Origin of the sequence: Streptomyces humi, assembly GCF_001005085.2 — a bacterium.
GTDB lineage: Bacteria > Actinomycetota > Actinomycetes > Streptomycetales > Streptomycetaceae > Streptomyces > Streptomyces humi.
On record NZ_LBMU02000070.1, the window covers coordinates 125,024 to 144,963 of the forward strand.

Genomic DNA, 19,940 nt, shown 5'->3' on the forward strand with positions numbered 1-19,940 from the left:
CTCCGGCGGACCACGTCACGCCCGAAGTTGAAAACGGACATAAGTGACGTTCGTGTATAAACCTACGGCGCTGACGCGACGAAGTCAAAAGCAGGACCGAGACCAGGCAAAAAGAACAAGTAAAGCCCGGACGGCCCGCGTTCGGGCCGACGCCTTCCGGCCTGACGGGGCGACGGGTTAGCCTCGGAGGGCGATATCTCTGACTCAGTCAATCATCGAGGTCCCGCCATGACCGTCCAGGACGTCCGCGCCTTCAACCGCTTCTACACCAACCTCATCGGCGCCCTCGACTACGGCCGCCACCTCTACGCCCCGTACACCCTCACCGAGGCCCGGGTGCTCTACGAACTCGCGCACTCCACGGACACCGACGCGGCCGACCTGCGCGCCGATCTCGCACTGGACGCGGGGTACTTGAGCCGCATCCTCAACAAGTTCGAGACCGCCGGGCTGATCGAGCGCGCCCCCTCGGACAAGGATCCGCGGCGGCGCCGGGTGTCCCTCACCACGGCCGGCCGGGCCGCCGCCGGCCTGCTGGACGAACGGGCCCGGGAGTCGGTCGGCTCGCTGCTGGGCGCCCTGGACCCCGGCGACCGGCCGCGCCTGGCCGAGGCCATGCGCACCATCCGCACCCTCCTCGGCGACGGGCACGCCCCGGACGGCGCGGCCGAGCCCGTGCTGCGCGAGCCGCACCCCGGCGACCTGGGCTGGATCGTGCAGCGCAACGCCGCCCTGTACGCCGCCGAGTACGGCTTCAACGCCGACTACGAAGGGCTGGTCGCCCGGATCGTCGCCGACTACGCCGAGGACCACGACCCGCACCTGGAGCGGACCTGGATCGCCGAGTGGGCCGGGCGGCCGGTGGGCTGCGTGATGTGCGTGCGGGACGACGCCCCGGGCACCGCGCGGCTGCGGCTGCTGCTGGTCGAGCCGGACGCCCGCGGGCTCGGCATCGGGGACCGGCTGGTCGGCGCCGTGGTGGACTTCGCGCGCGGGGTCGGCTACCGGGACCTGGTGCTGTGGACCAACGACATCCTGTCCTCGGCCCGCCGCGTCTACCAGCGGCACGGCTTCGTCCTCAGCGCCGAGAAGCCGCACCGCTCCTTCGGTCAGGACCTGGTCGGCCAGGACTGGCGACTGGATCTGCACGGGACGGGCCGCTGAGACTAGGTTGGTGAGCATGAAGTTCGCCTTCTCCACCCTCGGGGTCCCCGGTCTGCCCGTCTCGGACGTGCTGGCGCTCGCCACCACCCACGGCTACCACGGTGTGGAGCTGCGCGCCCACCCGGAGGAGCCGGTGCACCCAGGTCTCGGGCCGGCCCAACGGGCGGATGTCGCCGCCGAGTTCAAGTCGTGCGGGGTGGAGGTGCTGGGCGTCGCGGGCTACGCGCGGGTCGCCGCGCCCGGTGAGGACGCGCCGGTCCTCGACGAGATGCGGCAACTCCTCCAGCTGGCGCACGACCTGGGCGCCTCCTTCGTGCGCGTCTTCCCCGGCGCCGACCCCGACGTGCCGGCCGCCGAGTCCGACGCGATCGCCGCCCGGCGGCTCGGCACGGTCGCCGAGGACGCCTCCGCGCTCGGCGTACGGATCCTGCTCGAGACCCATGACTCGCACCGCACCGGCGCCGACGCCATCCGCGTGCTCGGCCCGGTCGGCCACCGCATGGCCGGCGCCCTCTGGGACGTCATGCACACCTGGCTGGGCGGCGAACAGCCCGCCGAGACCTACGCGGCCCTCGCGCCGCACCTCGGATACGTCCAGGTCAAGGACATCGCCTCGGCCGAGGACACCACCCCGCTGGCGCTGGGCGCCGGGATCCTGCCCCTCTCCGACTGCGTGGAGGTCCTCTCCCGGCACGGCTGGGACGGCTGGCTGTGCTGGGAGTACGAGAAGCGCTGGTACGAGGCGGCGGCCCCGCTGCCCGGCCTCCTGGCCGCGGGCCGCGACCACCTCTCCCGGCTCCTCAACGAATCGGCCTGAGCACGGCGCGGCTGCGGGCGGCCGGCCGCGGGCGCTGAGCACGGCGCGGCTGCGGGCGGCCGGCCGCGGGCGCTGAGCACGGCGCGGCGGCGGGCGGGCCCGGCCGCCGGCGCGGGAACGGGGCCTCAGGCGGCGTCGAGCGGGATCCCCCAGCCCGCGGCCAGTTCCCCGAACGCCTCGTGGAACCCCGGGAACGTCTTCTTCACGCAGCCCGGGTCGTCGAAGGTGATGCCGGGGGTGCGCAGGCCCGTCACCGCGAAGGACATGACGATGCGGTGGTCGCCGTGGGTCCTGATCTCGGCGGGGGCGGGGCTGCCGGGGCGGATCTCGATCCAGTCCTCGCCCGTGGCGACCTCGACGCCGAGCCGGCGCAGGTTCTCCGCGCAGGCGTCCAGCCGGTCGCACTCCTTCACCCGCGTGTTGGCCACGTCCTCGATCCGGACGGGGCCGTCCGCGAAGGGGGCGACGGCCGCGAGGGTGGGCATGGTGTCGGAGATGTCCCGCATGTTGACGGTGACGCCGCGGAGTGCGCCGGTGCCCCGGACGGTGGTGCGGTCCGCGCCGGTCTCCACCTCGGCGCCCATCCTGCGCAGGACGTCGACGAAGCCGAGGTCCCCCTGGAGCGCGCCCTGCCCGAGGCCCGGCACGGTGACCTCGCGGCCCGTGACGGCCGCCGCGGCGAAGAAGTAGCTCGCGGTGGAGGCGTCGGGTTCGATCGCGTAGGTGGTGGCCCGGTAGCCGCCCGGCGGTACGACGAAGGTGTCCCCCTCCCGTGCCACCTGCACCCCGAACGACCGCATCATCGCGAGGGTGATCCCCACGTACGGCGCGGATACCAGGTCCGTCACCCGGATCCGCAGGCCCCTGCGGGTCAGCGGTCCGAGCATCAGCAGCGCGGTGAGGTACTGCGAGGACTGCCCGGCGTCCAGGGTCACCTCGCCGCCCTCCACCCCGGCCGCCTCGACGCGCAGCGGGTGGTGGCCCTCCGCCGCCTCGTGCCGCAGGTCGACACCGAGGTCGCGCAGGGCGCGGGTGAGCGGGGCGAGGGGGCGGCGGCGCATCTGCTCGGACGCGTCGAAGCGGTAGCTGCCGTGGCCGGCGGCGGCGAGCGTGGGCAGGAAGCGGGCGGTGGTGGCGCCGTCCCGGCAGTGGACGTCGGCCTCGGGCACGGCGGGGCCCTGCGGGCGGCCGTCCACCTGCCAGGTGTCCGGGGTGCGGCCGACGCGGTAGCCGAGCCGGGTCAGTCCCTCGGCGAAGCCCTCGGTGTCGTCGGAGCGGAGGGGGCGGACGAGGGTGGTGACTCCGTCGGCGGCGGCCGCGAGGAAGAGGGCGCGGGCGGTGACGGACTTGGAACCGGGGATGGGGGCGACGGGCATGCGCCGATGATCTCCGGTTCCTCGTCGGTGCGGGGATGTCTGTCCATGGGGTGGAACGGTGGATCGTCGTGCGCGGGCCGGTGGGGGCCGTTCGCGCGGTTCCTCCCCCAGCCTTCGGCCGGGGGGACCCCCAGCGAGCCTGGCGGGGCGCTCCGCCGAGGTGTCTCGGATCCTTCCGCCGGCGGATTTCCGGGATCCGGTGGCCGGCGGGAACCTGGCCCCGGCTCCGGCCGTCCAACGCGCAGGCTGTCGGAAGAGTCCTCGTGGTGCGGCCCACCCTCTCCGCCGTACCGCGGCCGCCGGCCCGCCGCCATCGACGTGCCCCCCTCCAATGCGCCGATGGCGGCCCCTTTCCGGCTACCTTGCCCTCAGGGTTCCCCACCGGAAGGAGCGCACGTGCCCTCCAGACGCACCCTTCTCGCCGCGACCGCGGGTGTGACCGCGGGACTGACCGTCGGCACCAGCGCGCACTCCCTCGACTCCGACGAGCGGACACTGCGCGCCCTGGTCTCCCGGATGACGCTCCAGGAGAAGGTCGGCCAGCTGTTCGTGGCGCGGGTCCACGGCCACTCCGCCACCGCTCCCGACCAGGCCGACATCGACGCCAACCTGAAGGAGCTCGGCGTCCGCACCGCCGCCGAGCTCGTCGCGAAGTACCGGGTCGGCGGGATCATCTACTTCACCTGGACCCACAACACCCGTGATCCGCGGCAGATCGCCGAGCTGTCGAACGGGATCCAGCGGGCGTCCCTGGCACAGCCGCGCGGGCTGCCCGTGCTCATCAGCACCGACCAGGAGCACGGCGCCGTCTGCCGGATCGGCCGGCCCGCCACCCTCTTCCCGGGCGCGATGGCGATCGGGGCGGGCGGTTCGACGGCCGACGCCCGTACCGTCGGCCGGGTCTCCGGTGCCGAACTGCGGGCGATGGGGGTCCGGCAGGACTACTCCCCCGACGCCGACGTCAACGTGAACCCGGCCAACCCCGTCATCGGAGTGCGGTCCTTCGGCGCCGATCCGGACGCGGCGGGCGCGCTGGCCGCCGCCGAGGCACGGGGGTACCAGGAGGCCGGGGTGGCCGCCACCGCCAAGCACTTCCCGGGGCACGGCGACACCACGGTGGACAGCCACACCGGTTTCCCCGTCATCACGCACAGCCGGGAGCTGTGGGAGAAGCTGGACGCGGTGCCCTTCCGGGCGGCCGTCGCGGCGGGCGTCGACTCGGTCATGACCGCGCACATCCAGTTCCCGGCCCTGGACGACTCCGGTGACCCGGCGACCCTCTCCCACCCCGTGGTCACCGGCATCCTGCGCGGTGAACTCGGCTACGACGGTGTGGTGGTGACCGACTCGCTGAGCATGGCGGGGGTGCGCACGAAGTACGGCGACGACCGGGTGCCCGTGCTCGCCCTCAAGGCCGGTGTCGACCAGCTCCTCGACCCGCCCGCCCTGGACGTCGCCTGGAACGCCGTCCTGGAGGCCGTGCGGAACGGCGAGCTGACCGAGTCCCGGCTGGACGAGTCGATCCTGCGCGTCCTGCGCCTGAAGTCGCGGCTGGGGCTGCTGGACCGGCCGTACGTCGACGCGAAGGACGTCCGCCGGGTGGTCGGCACGGCCCACCACCTCGCCGTCGCCGACCGGGTCGCCGAACGCACCACCACCCTGCTGGTCAACGAGGGCGGTCTGCTCCCGCTGTCGCCGCGCACCCACCACAAGGTGCTGGTGGTGGGCGCCGATCCGGCGGCCCCGTCCGGCACGACGGGCCCGCCCACCGGCGTGCTCGCCGCCGCGCTCACCGAACTCGGTTTCGCCGCGAGCGCGTTGTCCACCGGCACGGACCCCTCCGCGGCCACGGTCGAGGAGGCGGTCGCGGCGGCCGAGGGGACGGACGCGGTGGTCGTCGGGACGTACAACGTCACGGCGGGTAGCGGGCAGCAGAAGCTGGTGGGCCAACTGGTGGGCACCGGACGGCCGGTGGTCGCGGTCGCGCTGCGCAATCCGTACGACGTGGCCCAACTGCCCACCGTCAAGGCCTGCTTGGCGTCCTACTGCTGGACCGACGTCGAACTGCGGGCGGCCGCCCGGGTGATCGCGGGCCGGGTGGCGCCACGCGGCAGACTGCCGGTGCCGGTCGGGCGGGCGGACGACCCGGCCCAGGTGCTGTACCCGATCGGCCACGGGCTGACGTACCGGACGCACACAGCAGACCGGGCATGACGCGCCCGCCGGGGCCGGCCGGTCCTCAGCAGAGGATCCACCCCGAGCTCACCGAGCCGCCCGCCACCGCGCCCTTCACCCACACGCAGCGATGGCCCGCGTGCACGGTCACCGGGCCCGCGCGGCGGGTGTACCTGCCCTTGTCCACGACCGGGCGGTTGCCGCGCGCCTGGACGCTGACGGACATGGTGCGCTTGGTCCCGGGGTTCTTGGAGAGGGTGACGGCGCAGACGTAGCCGCCCTGCCGGTAGACGTGCACCGTGCCGGTGGTGAACGGCAGGGTCCGGACCTCGCGGCCGGCGCAGTTCTCGGCCGTCACCGCCCGCGCCTGGGCCGGCGCCGCGAGGGCGAAGGCCCCGGAGGCGGCCAGCACGGCCGCGCCGAACGCCAGCCGCCGACGTATCGCACCACTGTCCACCGTCGTCCCCTCCCATGCCGCAGCCGTGCACCCTCCGTGTACGCCAGGTGCGTACTGATGTACGGACGCAGGACGTATGTCGGATGGTTGCACGACCGTCAGGGACGCGGGACCGCCGCCCCCTCGACGGCCCCCTCGGCGGTGCTCCGGCGGCGGGCGGCGGACGGCGAGCCGCGGTTCAGCGGGCCGCGGTTCAGCGGGCCGCGCCCACCGGCTCCTCCGGTTCCCCGGCCTGGCCGGTGAAGGTGCGCCACAGTTCGGCGTACCGGCCGCCGCGGGCGAGGAGTTCCTCGTGGGTGCCGTCCTCGGCGACCCGGCCGTGGTCCATGACCACCACCCGGTCGGCGCGCGCCGCGGTGGTCAGCCGGTGAGCGACCACGAGCGTCGTACGACGGCCCGCGAGACGGTCGGTGGCCAGGTTGACCTGCGCCTCGGTCGCCAGGTCGAGCGCCGCCGTCGCCTCGTCGAGGAGCAGCACGTCGGGGTCGACGAGCTCCGCTCGCGCGAGCGCGATCAGCTGGCGCTGGCCGGCCGAGAGGTTCCGGCCGCGCTCGGCCACCTCGTGGAGGTAGCCGCCGTCGAGGGTGGCGATCATCTCGTGGGCGCCGACCGCGCGGGCCGCCGCCTCCACCTCGGCGTCGCCGGCCCCGGGCCGCCCGTACGCGATGGCGTCCCGGACGGTGCCGGGGAACAGGTACGCCTCCTGCGGGACCACCCCGAGACGGTGCCGGTACGAGGTGAGGTCCAGGTCCCGCAGGTCGGTGCCGTCGGCGGTGACCCGGCCGCTCGTCGGGTCGTAGAACCGCGCCACCAGCTTCACCAGGGTCGACTTGCCCGCGCCGGTCTCGCCGACGAAGGCGACCGTCTGCCCGGCGGGGATGACCAGGTCGACTCCGGTGAGGGCCGCGTCCCCCTGGTCGGCGGCGCCGTAGGCGAAGCGCACGTCCTCGAAGGCGATGTCGCCGCGCAGGGCGTCCACCTCGCGGGGCTGCTCGGCGGACTTCGTGGAGGTCGGCTCACGCAGCAGTTCCTGGATGCGGCCGAGGGAGACGGTCGCCTGCTGGTAGCCGTCGAAGACCTGGGAGAGCTGCTGGACGGGCGCGAAGAACAGGTCGATGTAGAGCAGGTAGGCGACCAGCGCGCCGGTGGTGAGGGTGGCCGCCTCGACCCGGTGCGCGCCGGCGATCAGCACGCTCGCCGCCGCCACCGAGGACAGCAGCTGCACGAACGGGAAGTAGACCGATATCAGGAACTGGCCCCGGATACGGGCCCTGCGGTAGCTCTCGCTGCGCTCGGTGAAGCGCCGGGAGCCGTCGCCCTCGCGCCGGAAGGCCTGGACGATCCTGAGGCCCGCCACCGACTCCTGGAGGTCGGCGTTGACCACCGACACCCGCTCGCGGGCGAGTTCGTACGCCTTCACGCTCGCCCGGCGGAAGAAGAAGGTCGCGACGACCAGCGGCGGCAGGGTGGTGAAGACGACGAGGGCCAGCTGCACGTCGATCACCAGCAGGGCGACCATGATGCCGAAGAACGTGACGACGGAGACGAAGGCCGTGACCAGACCGGTCTGGAGGAAGGTGGACAGGGCGTCCACGTCCGTGGTCATCCTCGTCATGATCCGGCCGGTCAGCTCCCGCTCGTAGTAGTCGAGTCCGAGCCGCTGGAGCTGGGCGAAGATCTTCAGCCGGAGCGAGTAGAGGACCCGTTCGCCGGTACGGCCGGTCATCCGGGTCTCGCCGGTCTGGGCGGCCCACTGCGCGAGCACCGCGAACAGCCCCAGCAGCGCGGCCGCCCACACCGCGCCCAGCGCCATCCGGGAGACGCCCTGGTCGATGCCGTGCCGGATCAGCACCGGCAGGAGGAGGCCCATGCCGGCGTCCACGGCCACCAGACCGAGGCTCACGAGGAGGGGGGCGCCGAAGCCGCGCAGCAGGCGGCGCAGGCCGTAGGAGTCCTCGGGGCGGACGGCGCGGTCCTCGTCGATGTCGGGGGTGTCGGTCGCCGGGGGCAGGGCGTCCACCTGGGCGAGCAGTTCGGGGGTGGCCGGGGTGCCGGAGAGGGCGAGGTCCCGCGGCGTACGGTCGCCGGTCCACAGGCGCGGGGTCACACCGCGCTCGGCGTCGAACTCGGCGTCCAGTTCCTCCCGTACGGAGATGTCCTCGCGCGGCCCGGCGGGCAGGGCGTGCCCCGGCGAGACCCCGCCCAGTTCGTCGGGGTCGGTCAGCAGCCTGCGGTACAGCGCCGACCGCTCCTGGAGCTCCTCGTCGGTGCCGATGTCGGCGAGCCGGCCGTTGTCGAGGACGGCGATGCGGTCGGCGAGGTTGAGGGTGGAGCGGCGGTGCGCGACGAGCAGGGTCGTGCGGCCCCGCATCACGTGTCTGAGCGCCTCGTGGATCTCGTGCTCCACGCGGGCGTCGACGGCCGAGGTGGCGTCGTCGAGGACGAGCAGCCGCGGGTCGGTGAGGATGGCGCGGGCCAGGGCGACGCGCTGGCGCTGGCCGCCGGAGAGGGTGAGGCCCTGCTCGCCGACCTTGGTGTCGTAGCCGTCGGGCAGCTCGGCGATGAAGCGGTCGGCCTGGGCGGCTTGGGCGGCGGCGCGGATCTCCTCCTCGGTGGCGTCGGGACGGCCGTACGCGATGTTGGCGCGGACCGTGTCCGAGAAGAGGAACGAGTCCTCCGGGACCAGGCCGATCGCGGCCCGCAGCGAGTCGAGCGTCAGCTCACGGACGTCGTGGCCGCCGATCAGGACGGCGCCGTGGGTGACGTCGTAGAAGCGGGGGAGCAGGAGGGAGACCGTGGACTTGCCCGAGCCGGAGGAGCCGACGACGGCGAGGGTCTCGCCGGCGCGGATCTCGAGGCTCAGCCCCTGGAGGACCGGGCGCCCCTGGTCGTAGCCGAACGCCACGTCGTCGAACTCGACGGTGGCGGGCGCGTCGGCGGGGAGGGTCTTCGTGCCGTCCCTCATGGTCGGCCGGGTGTCGATCAGCTCCAGGACGCGTTCGGTGCCGGCGCGGGCCTGCTGGCCGACGGTGAGGACCACGGCGAGCATCCGGACCGGGCCGACCAGCTGGGCGAGGTACGAGGAGAACGCGACGAAGGTGCCGAGGGTGATGTGGCCGCGTACCGCCAGCCAGCCGCCGAGCGCCAGCATGGCGACCTGGCCGAGGGCCGGGACGGCCTGGAGCGCCGGGGTGAACCTGCTGTTCAGCCGGATCGTGCGCAGCCGCCCGGCGAAGAGCCTGCGCCCGACCTCGCGGAGCTTGCCGGTCTCCTGCTCCTCCTGCCCGAACCCCTTGACCACGCGTACGCCGCTCACCGCGCCGTCGACCACCCCGGCGACGGCGGCGGCCTGGGCCTGGGCGTACCAGGTGGCGGGGTGCAGCTTGGCGCGGCTGCGCCTGGCGATCCAGTACAGGGCCGGAGCGACGGCGAGGGCGACCAGCGTGAGCGGCGGCGACAGCCAGGCCATGATCGCGAGGGAGATCACGAAGAGGAGGACGTTGCCGATGGTCATCGGCAGCATGAAGAGCAGGCCCTGGATCAGCTGGAGGTCGCTGGTGGCCCGGCCGACGACCTGGCCCGTGGACAGTTCGTCCTGGCGCCGCCCGTCGAGCCGGGTGAGGGTGTCGTACATCTCCGTCCGCAGGTCGTGCTGGACGTCGAGGGCGAGCCGGCCGCCGTAGTAGCGCCGTACGTAGGTGGAGACGTAGACGAGGACGGCGGCCCCGATCAGCCCGCCGGCCCAGGGCGCCATCGACCGGCTGTGATCACCGATCACGTCGTCGATGATCACCTTGGTCATGAGCGGTACGACGGCCAGCACGGCCATTCCGGCCAGCGAGGACCCGAGCGCGAGCACGACGTCCCTGGGGTGCCGCCAGGCGTACCCCGCGAGTCTGCGCGCCCAGCCACCCTGTCCCCGCTCCCCCTGTTGCCCCGCCACGCGGTGCCCTCCGTTCGCCCTGGTCTTCCGCATCGCCACAACGTCGCAACGCGGCCGGAAGCGGATTTCATCCCTCCGCAACAATTCTCGGGCACGAGACGGAGGAGCGTCGGTCCGAGGGCCTGGGCCCTGCCGGCCCGGGGCTCCTCCCGGCCGGGGCCGCTGTCGGCTTCGCGGGTGCCCGGGGTGAAGAAGGTGACGAGGTTGCCGTCCGGTCACGGAACAGCAGGGAGCGGTTGCCCCAGGGCACCGTGGTGGGCCGGTGACGAAGCCGGTGACGAAGCCGGTGACGAAGCCGGTCAGGTTCCGGTACACCCGGTCCACGCCGTCGACGCGGAACTCGATGATCACGCTGTGGTTGTCCGGCGGGCGGGCCGCGCACGGGGCGAACGGCGGGACGGTGCGGGTGCCGGCGATCACGAGGGCCGCGCCCGCGGTCCCGAGTTCGGCGAAGTCCTCGGCGGCCCAGGTCGCGGACACTCCACGTCACCGCGTTCGCCGACCGTCTCGCGGCGCACGTCCGCCAGGTCTGGCCACGCGGGAAAACCGGTGGCCCGGTGGTGCCGCGCGCCCCTACCGTGCCTGTGGACCACAACTCCCAGGCAAGGACGTGCCGTTGCACACCGTGTGAGACCTCCCGAGAGCTGAACTGTCGCGCGTCGCGCCTGCGTGCCGCGCTCTTTCCCGCTGCGGATTTCTCACTGAGACCGGTGTGTTCCTGTGCTCGACAACTGGGTCGTCATGCCCACCTGCCTGCCCCTCGTCCTGCGCCGCTGCCACGCGTGCGCGTCCCCGCGCTTCCGGGCGAACGGAAAGTTCCGTGTCAACGCCCACCACAAACTCATCGACGCCTGGCTCCTCGTGCTCTGCGCCGGCTGCGGCCGGACCGCGAAGCTCACGGTCCTGGAGCGGACGGACGTGCGCTCCGTACCACCCCTGCTGCTGGACCGGCTGCATGCCAACGACCCCTCCCTGGCAGCCGAGTTGCTGCTGGATCCGGTGGTGCGGCGACGCAACCGGATCGCTCTCGACTGGGACGGGGCCTGGCGCCTCGACACCGGCGGCACGGGCCGTCCCGACCGGGAGGTGCTCGACGTCGCGGTGCGTTTCGCGGCGCCGATCCCCGTCCGGCCGGCGCGGCTCGTCGCCGAGGGCTGCGGTCTCGCGCGGGCCGACGTCGGGCGACTGATCGCGGAGGGGCGGCTCGTCTCGGCGGTCCGGCTGGACGGCCGGCTCTCCTGCGACTTCACGTTCACGCTCAAGCGCTGACGTCCGGCCCGGCGCCGGACCGGATAACGGATCGTCAAAGCCATCGACTCTCGTACAACCATTCGTGCGAACTCGTGCGTCACATCGGGCATGACTCACCGGATATCCAGACGTGCCCGCGCGCTGGCGGCGGTTGTCGGCGGGGCCGCGCTCACCGTGGGCGTGGCCTCGGCGCCCGCCTCGGCCGCCGCGCCCACGGTCAGCTGTACGTCCGCGAAGGCGGGCCTGGCCGCGAAGCTGAAGACGGACATCACGGCGGCCATCGCGAACCGCAGGGGGACGATCGCCGTCGGGCTGTACGACCGGTCCACGAAGACGACCTGCACACTTCGCTCCACCACCCACTACGACTCGGCCAGCACGGTCAAGGTCACCGTCCTCGCCACGCTGCTGTGGGACGCGAAGAAACACAACCGGTATCTGACCACCACCGAGCAGACGCTCGCCAAGGCCATGATCACCAAGTCGGACAACGACGCGACCAGCAAGCTGTGGAGGCAGCTGGGTCTGACGAAGATCAAGGGCTTCCTGAGCGCCGCCGGCATGACGCAGACCACGCCGGGCGCGAACGGCTACTGGGGCCTGACCCAGATCGACGTGCGCGACGAGCAGAAGCTGCTCGCCCTGGTCACCGCCAAGAACACCGTGCTCAGCGACAACGCTCGGGCCTACATCCTGAAGCTGATGGGGCAGGTCATCTCGTCCCAGCGGTGGGGCACCCCCTACGGCGCCCCGTCCGGTGTCGCCGTGCACGTCAAGAACGGCTGGCTACAGCGCGCCACGCACGGCTGGCGGGTGCACAGCCTCGGCACGTTCACGGGCGGCGGGCACGACTACCAGATGACCGTGCTGACCCAGGACAACAGCACGACGTCCTACGGCATCAACACGATCCAGGCCGTCGCGAAGGTCGTCCACAAGGATCTCAGGGCGTCCTGAGGCTCCTTGGCCGGAAATCGGCCCGTCCCTTCATGAGGCGGCCTCCGGCCCGTCACCGTCGCGTCCTACGGTGACCGCCATGCGCCTGCGAACCGTACTCGCCACCGTCACCGCCGGCCTGGCGGCGGCCACCTGTCTGTCCGCCGCCGGGCCCGCCACGGCCACGACCACCAACACCACGACGAACAGCGCCTGTTCGCCCTCGGTGTCCATCGACGGCTTCTCCGACGCCCTCGACAAGACGACCTTCGGCGGCTACTTCGTCGGGAACCTGTCCGCGCTCGCCGTGGACAAGGACGGCTCCCTGGCCGCCCTGGCCGACCGGTCCTACCTCTTCGACCTGGACGCGAAGACGCTCGCGCCGGAGAAGGCCGTCGGGCTCGCCGACGAGAACGGCGCGGCGCTCGACTCCGAGGGCCTGGCCGTGGACCGGGACGGCACCCGGCTGATCACCTCCGAGACCGAGCCGTCCGTCCGGCGCTACTCGGCGGACGGCAGGATCCTGGACCGGCTCCCGGTGCCGTCGTCCCTGCTGGTGTCCCCCGCCGGGCGGGCCACCTCCAACCAGACCTTCGAGGGCCTGACCCTGCTGAACGGCGGCCGCACCCTGCTGGCCTCCATGGAGGACGCGATCTCCGGGGACACCCCCGGGACCGTCCGCTTCCAGACCTGGCGGCGCACCAGGGGCGACCACTTCGAACTGTCGGCCCAGTACGCCTACCGCACCGACGACCCGGCCCTCGGCGTCCCCGAGGTGCAGGCGCTGCCCGACGGCCGGCTGCTGGTCCTGGAGCGCGGCTTCACCTCCGGCGTCGGCAACACCGTCCGCCTCTTCCTCGCCGACCCGCGGCACGCCACGGACACCCGCGGGATCGGGAACCTGACCGGGCAGACGGGCGTCCACCTGATCAGGAAGACGCTGCTGACGGACATCGCGACCTGCCCGTCGCTGGGCGCCACGGCCAGGCAGCCGCAGCCCAACCCGCTCCTCGACAACATCGAGGGCATGGTGGTCACGGGCCACGCGAAGGGCCGCTACCAGGTCCTCCTGGTCAGCGACGACAACCAGAACGCGGCCCAGACGACCAGGTTCTACCGCCTGTCGGTCCGGGTGCGCTGACCGCCGGTCGCCCGCGCGGAGGGCGGCCCGCACCGGCCGCCGCCCGTGTGCGAGCGGCCCGCACCGGCCGCCCTCTTACCCACATCTCACCCACCCACAGGCCGTTCCCAGGATCAGCACAGCGCTCACCCATCGCGCCGCTGCATGTTGGGCTCGTGACATCTGCCACCGATCCCACCCCCCACACGCACCCGACCGTGTCCCCCGACTGGGCCCCGCCCACGGCGGCTTCCGCGGCTCCCCTGCCGGACAGGGCACCACGCTGGTCCCTTCCCGCGTTGGTCGCGATCCTGGTCCTGGCGGCGGTGCTCTACGCCTGGAACCTCTCCGGTTCCGACATGAACACCTTCTACAGCGGAGCCGTCTGGGCCGGCACGAAGAGCTGGAAGGCCTGGTTCTTCGGCTCGCTGGACCCGGGCAACTTCCTGACCGTCGACAAACCGCCGCTCGCGACCATGGTCATGGGCCTGTCGAGCCGGATCCTCGGCTTCGGCACGTGGCAGATGATGGCGCCGATGATCGTGCTGGCGCTCGCCACGATCTACATCCTGCACACCACCGTGAAGCGGGTGTGGGGCCACGGCGCGGCGGCCGTCGCCGCGCTGGTGCTGGCGCTGACCCCGATCACCGTCGCCATCAACCGCGACAACAACCCCGACACCCTTCTGGTGTTCCTCATGGTGTCGGGCGCGGCGCTCGCCTTCCGCGCCACCCGTGACGAGAGGCTGCTGCCGCTGCTCGGCTCGGCCGCCTGCTTCGGTCTCGCCTTCAACACCAAGCTGCTCGCGGGCTGGATCGCGCTGCCCGCCGTCTTCGCGCTCTACCTGTACGCGTCGAAGGCGCCCTGGGTGAAGCGCGTCGTCAACCTGCTGCTCGCCGCGGTCGTCCTGGCCGTCTCCAGCTTCTGGTGGGCGATCGCCGTCTCCCTGGTCCCGGCCTCCGACCGGCCCTACATCGGCGGCTCCACGGACGGCTCCGCCTGGGACCTGATCATGGGGTACGACGGCCTCGGCCGGGTCTTCGGCGGCGAGGGCAACGGCGGTGGCGGCGGGGGCGGAGGCGGCGGCTTCTCCGGTTCCGCGGGCCTCGGCCGGATGTTCAACGACGTCCTCGGCGGCCAGATCTCCTGGCTGCTGCCCTTCTCGGCCATCGCGCTCGTCGGCGGTCTGGTGCTGTGCGGGCGCGCCCCGCGCACCGACCTCAGGCGGATGGCGCTGGTCCTGTGGGGCGGCTGGACCCTCCTGCACTACGTGATCTTCGCGACCGCGCAGGGCACCATGCACCCCTACTACACGACCGCGCTCGCCCCGGGCATCGCGGTGCTGTGCGCCGGCGGCGGCGTGATGCTGCTGGACGCGTTCCGCACCGACAAGCGGTGGGTGTGGGTCCTTCCCCTCGCCTTCGGTGTCACCGGCGTGTGGGCGATCGTGCTGCTGCGCCGGGCCTCCGGCTGGAACACCTGGCTGTGGCCGACGGTCGGCGTGCTGACCGCGGCCGGCATCGTGGGCATGATCCTCTTCCGGTCGGGCGGCAGGGTCCGGCTGCTGGCGGTCTCGCTGGCGGCGGCCGTGGTCGCGGCGCTGGCCGGCCCGACGGCGTACGCGGCGACCCTGCCGTTCGGCAGCGGCACCGGCGGCGGGATGCGTGGCGGTACGAACCCGACCGCGGGCCCCTCGACGGGCAGCGGCTTCGGCGGCGGACCCGGCGGAGGCGGCGGCAACCGCGGAGGCTTCCCGGGGGGCGGCGAGATGCCCGGCGGTACGCAGCAGGGCGGCCAGAACAGCCAGGCCGGCGGGTTCCCGGGCGGGATGAACGGTGAGGCGCCGGGCGGCGGGACGAACGGCCAGGCTCCCGGCGGCACGGGCACCGGAAACGGTGGGACCGCCCCCGGCGGCGGCACCGGCGAACTGCCGAACGGCGGCACCGGAAACGGTGAACTGCCCGGCGGCACCGGCGGGATGCCCGGCGGAACCGGTGGCACCGGCGAGCTGCCCGGCGGCGGTACCGGTACCGGCGGCACGCGCGGCGGCTTCGGCGGCGGCATGGGCGGCGGCGGTATGGGCGGCGGCGTCGACAGCGACCTGATCGCCTACCTCAAGAAGCACATGGACGGCGCCACCTGGCTGCTGGCCGTCTCCAACTCCCAGTCCGCGGCGCAGATCGAGCTCAGCGCGCGGGAACCGGTGATCTCCATGTGGGGCTTCACCGGGTCCGACAAGGCGATGACCGTCGCCAAGCTGAAGGAGCTGGTGAAGGCGGGCAAGCTGCACTACATCCAGGTCGGCTCCGGCGGCATGGGCATGGGCGGTGACAACACCCTCAGCTCCGAGGTGACCTCCTGGGTGCAGAAGCACGGCACCGCGGTGAAGGAGAGCGCGTACAGCAAGAGCACGAGCGGAAGTTCCAGCTCGCAGGGCAAGAGCACGAGCCCCTCGAAGAGCACGAGCGGAAGTTCCTCCTCGCAGAGCAGCACCTCGACGCTCTACCGGCTGGACCCTTCGGACGTCAGCTGACACACCGGCACCAAGAGGCCCCCGACCACGCGGTCGGGGGCCTCTTTTTACGTCCCGTTTACCTGCGCGTCCTCATGTTCATGTCACCCTCCTTCTTGCCGCCTCGTCAACCCGCGTAGATGGGACTCTCTTTATGCTGGCGACACACATCCGGCGCTGGAAGCCGGTGGCGCTGACGACCGCCGCCGTCCTGGTGGGCCTGACGGTCCCGGCGCTGACGGCGACCCCGGCCGCCGCCACGACGACCGCGTACGACTCGACGTACTACAAGAACGCGATCGGCAAGACGGGAACGAGCCTGAAGTCGTCCCTGCACACGATCATCAGCGCGAACGTCACCAAGCTGTCGTACTCGGCCCTGTGGGACGCCCTGAAGAAGACCGACCAGGACCCGAACAACAGCAGCAACGTGATCCTGCTGTACTCGGGCATCTCGCGCAGCAAGTCCCTCAACGGCGGTGACAGCGGCGACTGGAACCGTGAGCACGTGTGGGCGATCTCGCACGGCGACCTGACCACGTCCACCGGGCCCGGCACGGACCTGCACCACATCCGTCCCGAGGACGTGGCGGTCAACGGCAAGCGCGGCAACCTCGACTTCGACGAGGGCGGCTCCACCTTCACCAACAGCGGCGGCAGCAAGGTCGACTCGGACTCGTTCGAGCCGCGCGACGCCGTCAAGGGCGACGTGGCCCGGATGATCCTCTACATGGCCGTGCGCTACGAGGGCGACGACGGGTTCGCGAACCTGGAGCCCGACGACAAGGTCGGCAACGGCTCCAATCCGTACATCGGCAAACTGTCGGTGCTGAAGCAGTGGAACGACGAGGACCCGCCGGACTCCTTCGAGGAGAACCGCAACGACGTCATCTACAACACCTACCAGCACAACCGGAACCCGTTCATCGACCACCCGGAGTGGGTCGACGCGATCTGGTAGGCGCCGTCCGGACCGGTCCTACTACTTCCCTCACACAGGTGAAGTCGATCTTGGACTCGGGCGTGTCCGCATGGCCGGCCCGCAGCATGGGGGCGCCCCGGCAGTTCCGCCGGGGCGTCCCCAACTCCCTTTTCCGGAGAGTCCCGTGAAGCTGCGCACCTGGTCCCTCGCCGCCGCCCTCGCGCTGACCGCACTCGTCGTCCCCGCCCAGAGCGCCTCCGCACACGCGGCCGCCGCCCCGTCCTGTCCCGACGGCTCGGTCTGCTTCTGGAGCGGTGAGGGCTTCGGCGGCGACCACTGGGAGTGGACGTCCCGCAGCGGCTACCGCGACATGCCGCCGAACCTCCACGACAACGTCGGCTCCTTCGTCGCCTCCACCCGCGCCTGCTTCGTCAACTGGGACCCGCAGGAGAAGCGCGACGTCTTCAACGGCGACTGGCGCTCCCAGTACCGCGGCGACTTCGGGGGACGGATCGACGGAGTGGGCCCGGGCGCCTGCTGACCGCGGAGGCCTCCTCCGCAACACGCCCTAGTCCAGATGCGTCGGTGCGAACATCCGCAGCAGGGCCGGGAGTACGACCACCGAGGGGCCCGGTGCGGCCAGGGCCTTCGCCAGGTCCGCCGCCAGGTTCTCCGGGGTGGTCCGGGTGCCGGGGACGCCGAAGGACTCCGCGAGGGCCACGTAGTCGGGGCGGGTCAGCTCCGTCGCCGTGGCCTCGCCGAAGGCGTCGGTCATGTACTCGCGGAGGATGCCGTAGCCGCCGTCGTCGACGATGAGCCAGGTGACCGGGAGGTCGTACTGCCTGGCCGTCGCCAGTTCGGCGATGGAGTAGAGGGCGCCGCCGTCGCCGGAGACCGCCAGCACCGGGCGGGTCGGGTCGGCGGCGGCCGCGCCCAGGGCGGCCGGGAAGCCGTAGCCGAGACCGCCTGCGCCCTGCGCCGAGTGCATCAGGTTCGGGGCCTCGGCGTCGAACGCCGACCAGGCCCAGTACGCCAGGATCGTCATGTCCCAGAAGGACGGGGAGCCGGCCGGCAGGGCCTGCCGGACCGACGTCAGCACGTCCTGTTCCAGGGTGAGTTCCTGGCCGGCGATGCGGTCGGAGACGCGCGAGAGCAGGTCTCGTACCCGGTCCGCCGCCTGGTCGTCCGCACGCGGGGTCACCGTCTCCAGCAGCGCCTGGAGCGCGAGGCGGGCGTCCGCGTGGATGCCGAGGGCGGGGTGGTTGGACTCCAGTTTGCCGAGGTCGGCCTCGATCTGGATCACCCGGCCGCGCGGCTTGAACGTGTGGTAGTTCGAGGAGAGTTCACCGAGGCCCGAGCCGACCACCAGCAGGACGTCCGCGTCCTCCAGGAAGTCCGTGGTGTGCCGGTCCTCCAGCCAGGACTGGAGGGAGAGCGGGTGCTGCCAGGGGAACGCGCCCTTGCCGCCGTAGGTGGTGACGACCGGGGCGTTCAGCGTCTCCGCCAGCTGCCGCAGCTTCCCCGCGGCGTCCGACCGTACGACCCCGCCGCCCGCGATGATCGCCGGGCGGGCGGCCCGGGACAGCAGGTCGGCCGCGACGGCGGTCAGTTCGGGGCGCGGCGGGAGTTCGTCGGGGGTCGCGTCGACCGCGGTCACCACCGGGACGGACGTCTCGGCGAGGAGGACGTCCTGCGGGATCTCCACCCAGACCGGGCCGTGCGGGACGGTCAGCGCGGACTGCCAGGCGGCCGCGATCGCCGACGGGATCTGCGACTGGGTGCGGACCGTGTGGACCGACTTCACCACGCCCCGGAACGAGGCCGACTGGTCGGGGAGTTCGTGCAGGTAGCCGTGGCGGCCGCCGCCGAGGCCGGCCGTCGGGATCTGGCTGCTGATCGCCAGCACGGGCGCGGACGCGGAGGCCGCCTCGTGCAGCGCGGCCAGCGAGGTCAGCGCGCCGGGGCCGGTGGAGAGGAGCAGCGGGGCCGCCTCGCCGGTGATCCTGCCGTACGCGTCCGCCGCGAAGCCCGCGTTGTTCTCCACCCGGAGGCCGACATAGCGCAGGGCGGAGCGGCGCAGGGCGTCGAACATGCCGAGGGCGTGCTGGCCGGGCAGCCCGAAGACGGTGGTCGCGCCGAGCCCGGCCAGGGTCTCCACGACCAGGTCCCCGCCGTTGCGGCCGGCGGGCGGGTTCAGGGCTGCGGCCGTCTGCGCCTCGGTCGGGCGGAGCACCAGGTCGTGGTCGTGGGTCACTTGGAGCGTGCCTCGGCAATCTGTCGGGTCATGATCGTGGTCAGTTCGTAAGCGGTGTGCGAGGCCGCCACCGACGTGATCTCCGCGTGGTCGTACGCGGGGGCCACCTCGACGACGTCCGCCGACACCAGGTTGCAGGAGGAGAGTCCGCGCAGGATCTCCAGCAGCTCCCTGGACGTCATACCACCGGCCTCGGGCGTGCCCGTGCCCGGGGCGTGCGCGGGGTCCAGGCAGTCGATGTCGATCGAGATGTAGAGGGGGCGGTCGCCGATGCGCTGCCGCAGCTGGTCGGCGACCTCGTCGGCACCGCGGCGGTAGATGTCCGCCGAGGTGACGATGCCGAAGCCCATCTTCTCGTCGTCGGTGAGGTCCTGCTTGCCGTAGAGCGGGCCGCGGGTGCCGACGTGCGAGAGGGCGGAGGTGTCGAGGACGCCCTCCTCCACCGCCCGCCGGAACGGGGTGCCGTGGGTGTACTCGGCGCCGAAGTAGGTGTCCCAGGTGTCGAGGTGGGCGTCGAAGTGGAGCAGCGCGACCGGGCCGTGCTTCCTGGCGACGCTCCGCAGCAGCGGCAGCGCGATGGTGTGGTCGCCGCCCAGTGTCATCAGCCGGGCGCCGGTGCCGAGCAGTTCGTCGGCCGCCGCCTCGATGGTCTCGACGGCCTCGTTGATGTTGAACGGGTTCACCGCGACGTCCCCGCCGTCCGCCACCTGCGCCAGCGCGAAGGGGGAGGCGTCCTGCGCGGGGTTGTACGGACGCAGCAGCCGGGACGCCTCGCGGATGGCGTTGCCGCCGAAGCGGGCGCCCGGCCGGTAGGAGACACCGGAGTCGAAGGGCACGCCCACGACCGCCACGTCCGCGCGGCCCACCTCGTCGAGGCGGGGCAGCCGGGCGAAGGTCGCGGGACCGGCGTACCGCGGGACGCGGGAGGAGTCGACGGGGCCGCGGGGCGTCTCGTTGCTGGTCATGGGGGTGCTGCCTACTTTCCTACGCTTCATCGCGTGCGTACCGCTAT

General features: G+C 72.6%; 14 protein-coding genes. 9 read left to right on the plus strand and 5 right to left on the minus strand.

Annotated features, from left to right (window positions below):
* Positions 1-228 precede the first annotated feature (228 nt).
* Entirely contained in the window at positions 229-1,164 is a 936-nt protein-coding gene (locus tag AAW13_RS28740; protein ID WP_046731633.1) for a bifunctional helix-turn-helix transcriptional regulator/GNAT family N-acetyltransferase, read from the plus strand.
* Between the two features lie 16 nt (positions 1,165-1,180).
* Positions 1,181-1,981: a sugar phosphate isomerase/epimerase family protein gene (locus tag AAW13_RS28745; RefSeq protein ID WP_046731632.1), complete on the plus strand. Its 801-nt coding sequence runs from the start codon at positions 1,181-1,183 to the stop codon at positions 1,979-1,981.
* A 125-nt stretch (positions 1,982-2,106) separates the two neighbouring features.
* On the opposite strand, the gene aroA is transcribed toward AAW13_RS28745, so the two are convergent.
* On the minus strand, positions 2,107-3,357 hold the full coding sequence (aroA, locus tag AAW13_RS28750; RefSeq protein ID WP_046731631.1) for a 3-phosphoshikimate 1-carboxyvinyltransferase: 1,251 nt from the start codon (positions 3,355-3,357) through the stop codon (positions 2,107-2,109).
* A 339-nt stretch (positions 3,358-3,696) separates the two neighbouring features.
* On the opposite strand from aroA, the gene AAW13_RS28755 reads away from it, so the two are divergent.
* Complete coding sequence (locus AAW13_RS28755; RefSeq protein ID WP_046731630.1) at positions 3,697-5,571, plus strand: glycoside hydrolase family 3 protein; 1,875 nt, start codon at positions 3,697-3,699, stop codon at positions 5,569-5,571.
* Between the two features lie 25 nt (positions 5,572-5,596).
* Here AAW13_RS28755 and AAW13_RS28760 read toward each other — a convergent pair whose 3' ends face one another.
* Together AAW13_RS28760 and AAW13_RS28765 are read right to left on the minus strand one after the other, a co-directional pair.
* Positions 5,597-5,989 carry a hypothetical protein gene (locus AAW13_RS28760; RefSeq protein ID WP_046731629.1) on the minus strand — a complete coding sequence of 131 codons (393 nt, stop codon included), beginning with the start codon at positions 5,987-5,989 and terminating at the stop codon, positions 5,597-5,599.
* A gap of 193 nt (positions 5,990-6,182) precedes the next feature.
* A complete protein-coding gene (locus AAW13_RS28765) occupies positions 6,183-9,965 on the minus strand; it encodes an ABC transporter ATP-binding protein (protein WP_046731628.1) in 3,783 nt (1,260 codons plus the stop codon).
* 687 nt (positions 9,966-10,652) lie between these two features.
* Between AAW13_RS28765 and AAW13_RS28770 the strand changes: the two genes are divergently transcribed.
* The 6 genes from AAW13_RS28770 to AAW13_RS28795 all read left to right on the plus strand — a co-directional run bounded on the left by AAW13_RS28770 (position 10,653) and on the right by AAW13_RS28795 (position 17,215).
* The gene (locus AAW13_RS28770) at positions 10,653-11,201 is read left to right on the plus strand and encodes a DUF1062 domain-containing protein (RefSeq protein ID WP_107483430.1); all 549 of its coding nucleotides are present in this window, start codon (positions 10,653-10,655) and stop codon (positions 11,199-11,201) included.
* A 90-nt stretch (positions 11,202-11,291) separates the two neighbouring features.
* Positions 11,292-12,140: a serine hydrolase gene (locus AAW13_RS28775; RefSeq protein WP_046731627.1), complete on the plus strand. Its 849-nt coding sequence runs from the start codon at positions 11,292-11,294 to the stop codon at positions 12,138-12,140.
* 79 nt (positions 12,141-12,219) lie between these two features.
* A complete protein-coding gene (locus AAW13_RS28780; protein ID WP_046731660.1) occupies positions 12,220-13,260 on the plus strand; it encodes an esterase-like activity of phytase family protein in 1,041 nt (346 codons plus the stop codon).
* A gap of 155 nt (positions 13,261-13,415) precedes the next feature.
* A complete protein-coding gene (locus AAW13_RS28785; protein WP_046731626.1) occupies positions 13,416-15,773 on the plus strand; it encodes an ArnT family glycosyltransferase in 2,358 nt (785 codons plus the stop codon).
* Between the two features lie 133 nt (positions 15,774-15,906).
* The gene (locus AAW13_RS28790; RefSeq protein ID WP_046731625.1) at positions 15,907-16,713 is read left to right on the plus strand and encodes an endonuclease I family protein; all 807 of its coding nucleotides are present in this window, start codon (positions 15,907-15,909) and stop codon (positions 16,711-16,713) included.
* A gap of 145 nt (positions 16,714-16,858) precedes the next feature.
* Positions 16,859-17,215, plus strand: a complete 357-nt coding sequence (locus tag AAW13_RS28795) for a peptidase inhibitor family I36 protein (protein ID WP_046731624.1) — start codon at positions 16,859-16,861, stop codon at positions 17,213-17,215.
* A 27-nt stretch (positions 17,216-17,242) separates the two neighbouring features.
* On the opposite strand, the gene AAW13_RS28800 is transcribed toward AAW13_RS28795, so the two are convergent.
* Entirely contained in the window at positions 17,243-18,928 is a 1,686-nt protein-coding gene (locus AAW13_RS28800) for a thiamine pyrophosphate-binding protein (RefSeq protein ID WP_046731623.1), read from the minus strand.
* The gene (gene speB, locus AAW13_RS28805) at positions 18,925-19,893 is read right to left on the minus strand and encodes an agmatinase (RefSeq protein ID WP_046731622.1); all 969 of its coding nucleotides are present in this window, start codon (positions 19,891-19,893) and stop codon (positions 18,925-18,927) included. The genes AAW13_RS28800 and speB overlap by 4 nt, the downstream gene beginning before the upstream one ends.
* Positions 19,894-19,940: the final 47 nt, after the last annotated feature.

Excerpts from the sequence above, each read along its gene's own strand:
- AAW13_RS28740 (WP_046731633.1), top strand. The coding sequence starts at position 229 with ATGACCGTCCAGGACGTCCGCGCCTTCAACCGCTTCTACACCAACCTC.
- AAW13_RS28745 (WP_046731632.1), top strand. The coding sequence starts at position 1,181 with ATGAAGTTCGCCTTCTCCACCCTCGGGGTCCCCGGTCTGCCCGTCTCG.
- aroA (WP_046731631.1), bottom strand. The coding sequence starts at position 3,357 with ATGCCCGTCGCCCCCATCCCCGGTTCCAAGTCCGTCACCGCCCGCGCC.
- AAW13_RS28755 (WP_046731630.1), top strand. The coding sequence starts at position 3,697 with ATGGCGGCCCCTTTCCGGCTACCTTGCCCTCAGGGTTCCCCACCGGAA.
- AAW13_RS28765 (WP_046731628.1), bottom strand. The coding sequence starts at position 9,965 with ATGCGGAAGACCAGGGCGAACGGAGGGCACCGCGTGGCGGGGCAACAG.
- AAW13_RS28775 (WP_046731627.1), top strand. The coding sequence starts at position 11,292 with ATGACTCACCGGATATCCAGACGTGCCCGCGCGCTGGCGGCGGTTGTC.
- AAW13_RS28780 (WP_046731660.1), top strand. The coding sequence starts at position 12,220 with ATGCGCCTGCGAACCGTACTCGCCACCGTCACCGCCGGCCTGGCGGCG.
- AAW13_RS28790 (WP_046731625.1), top strand. The coding sequence starts at position 15,907 with ATGCTGGCGACACACATCCGGCGCTGGAAGCCGGTGGCGCTGACGACC.
- speB (WP_046731622.1), bottom strand. The coding sequence starts at position 19,893 with ATGACCAGCAACGAGACGCCCCGCGGCCCCGTCGACTCCTCCCGCGTC.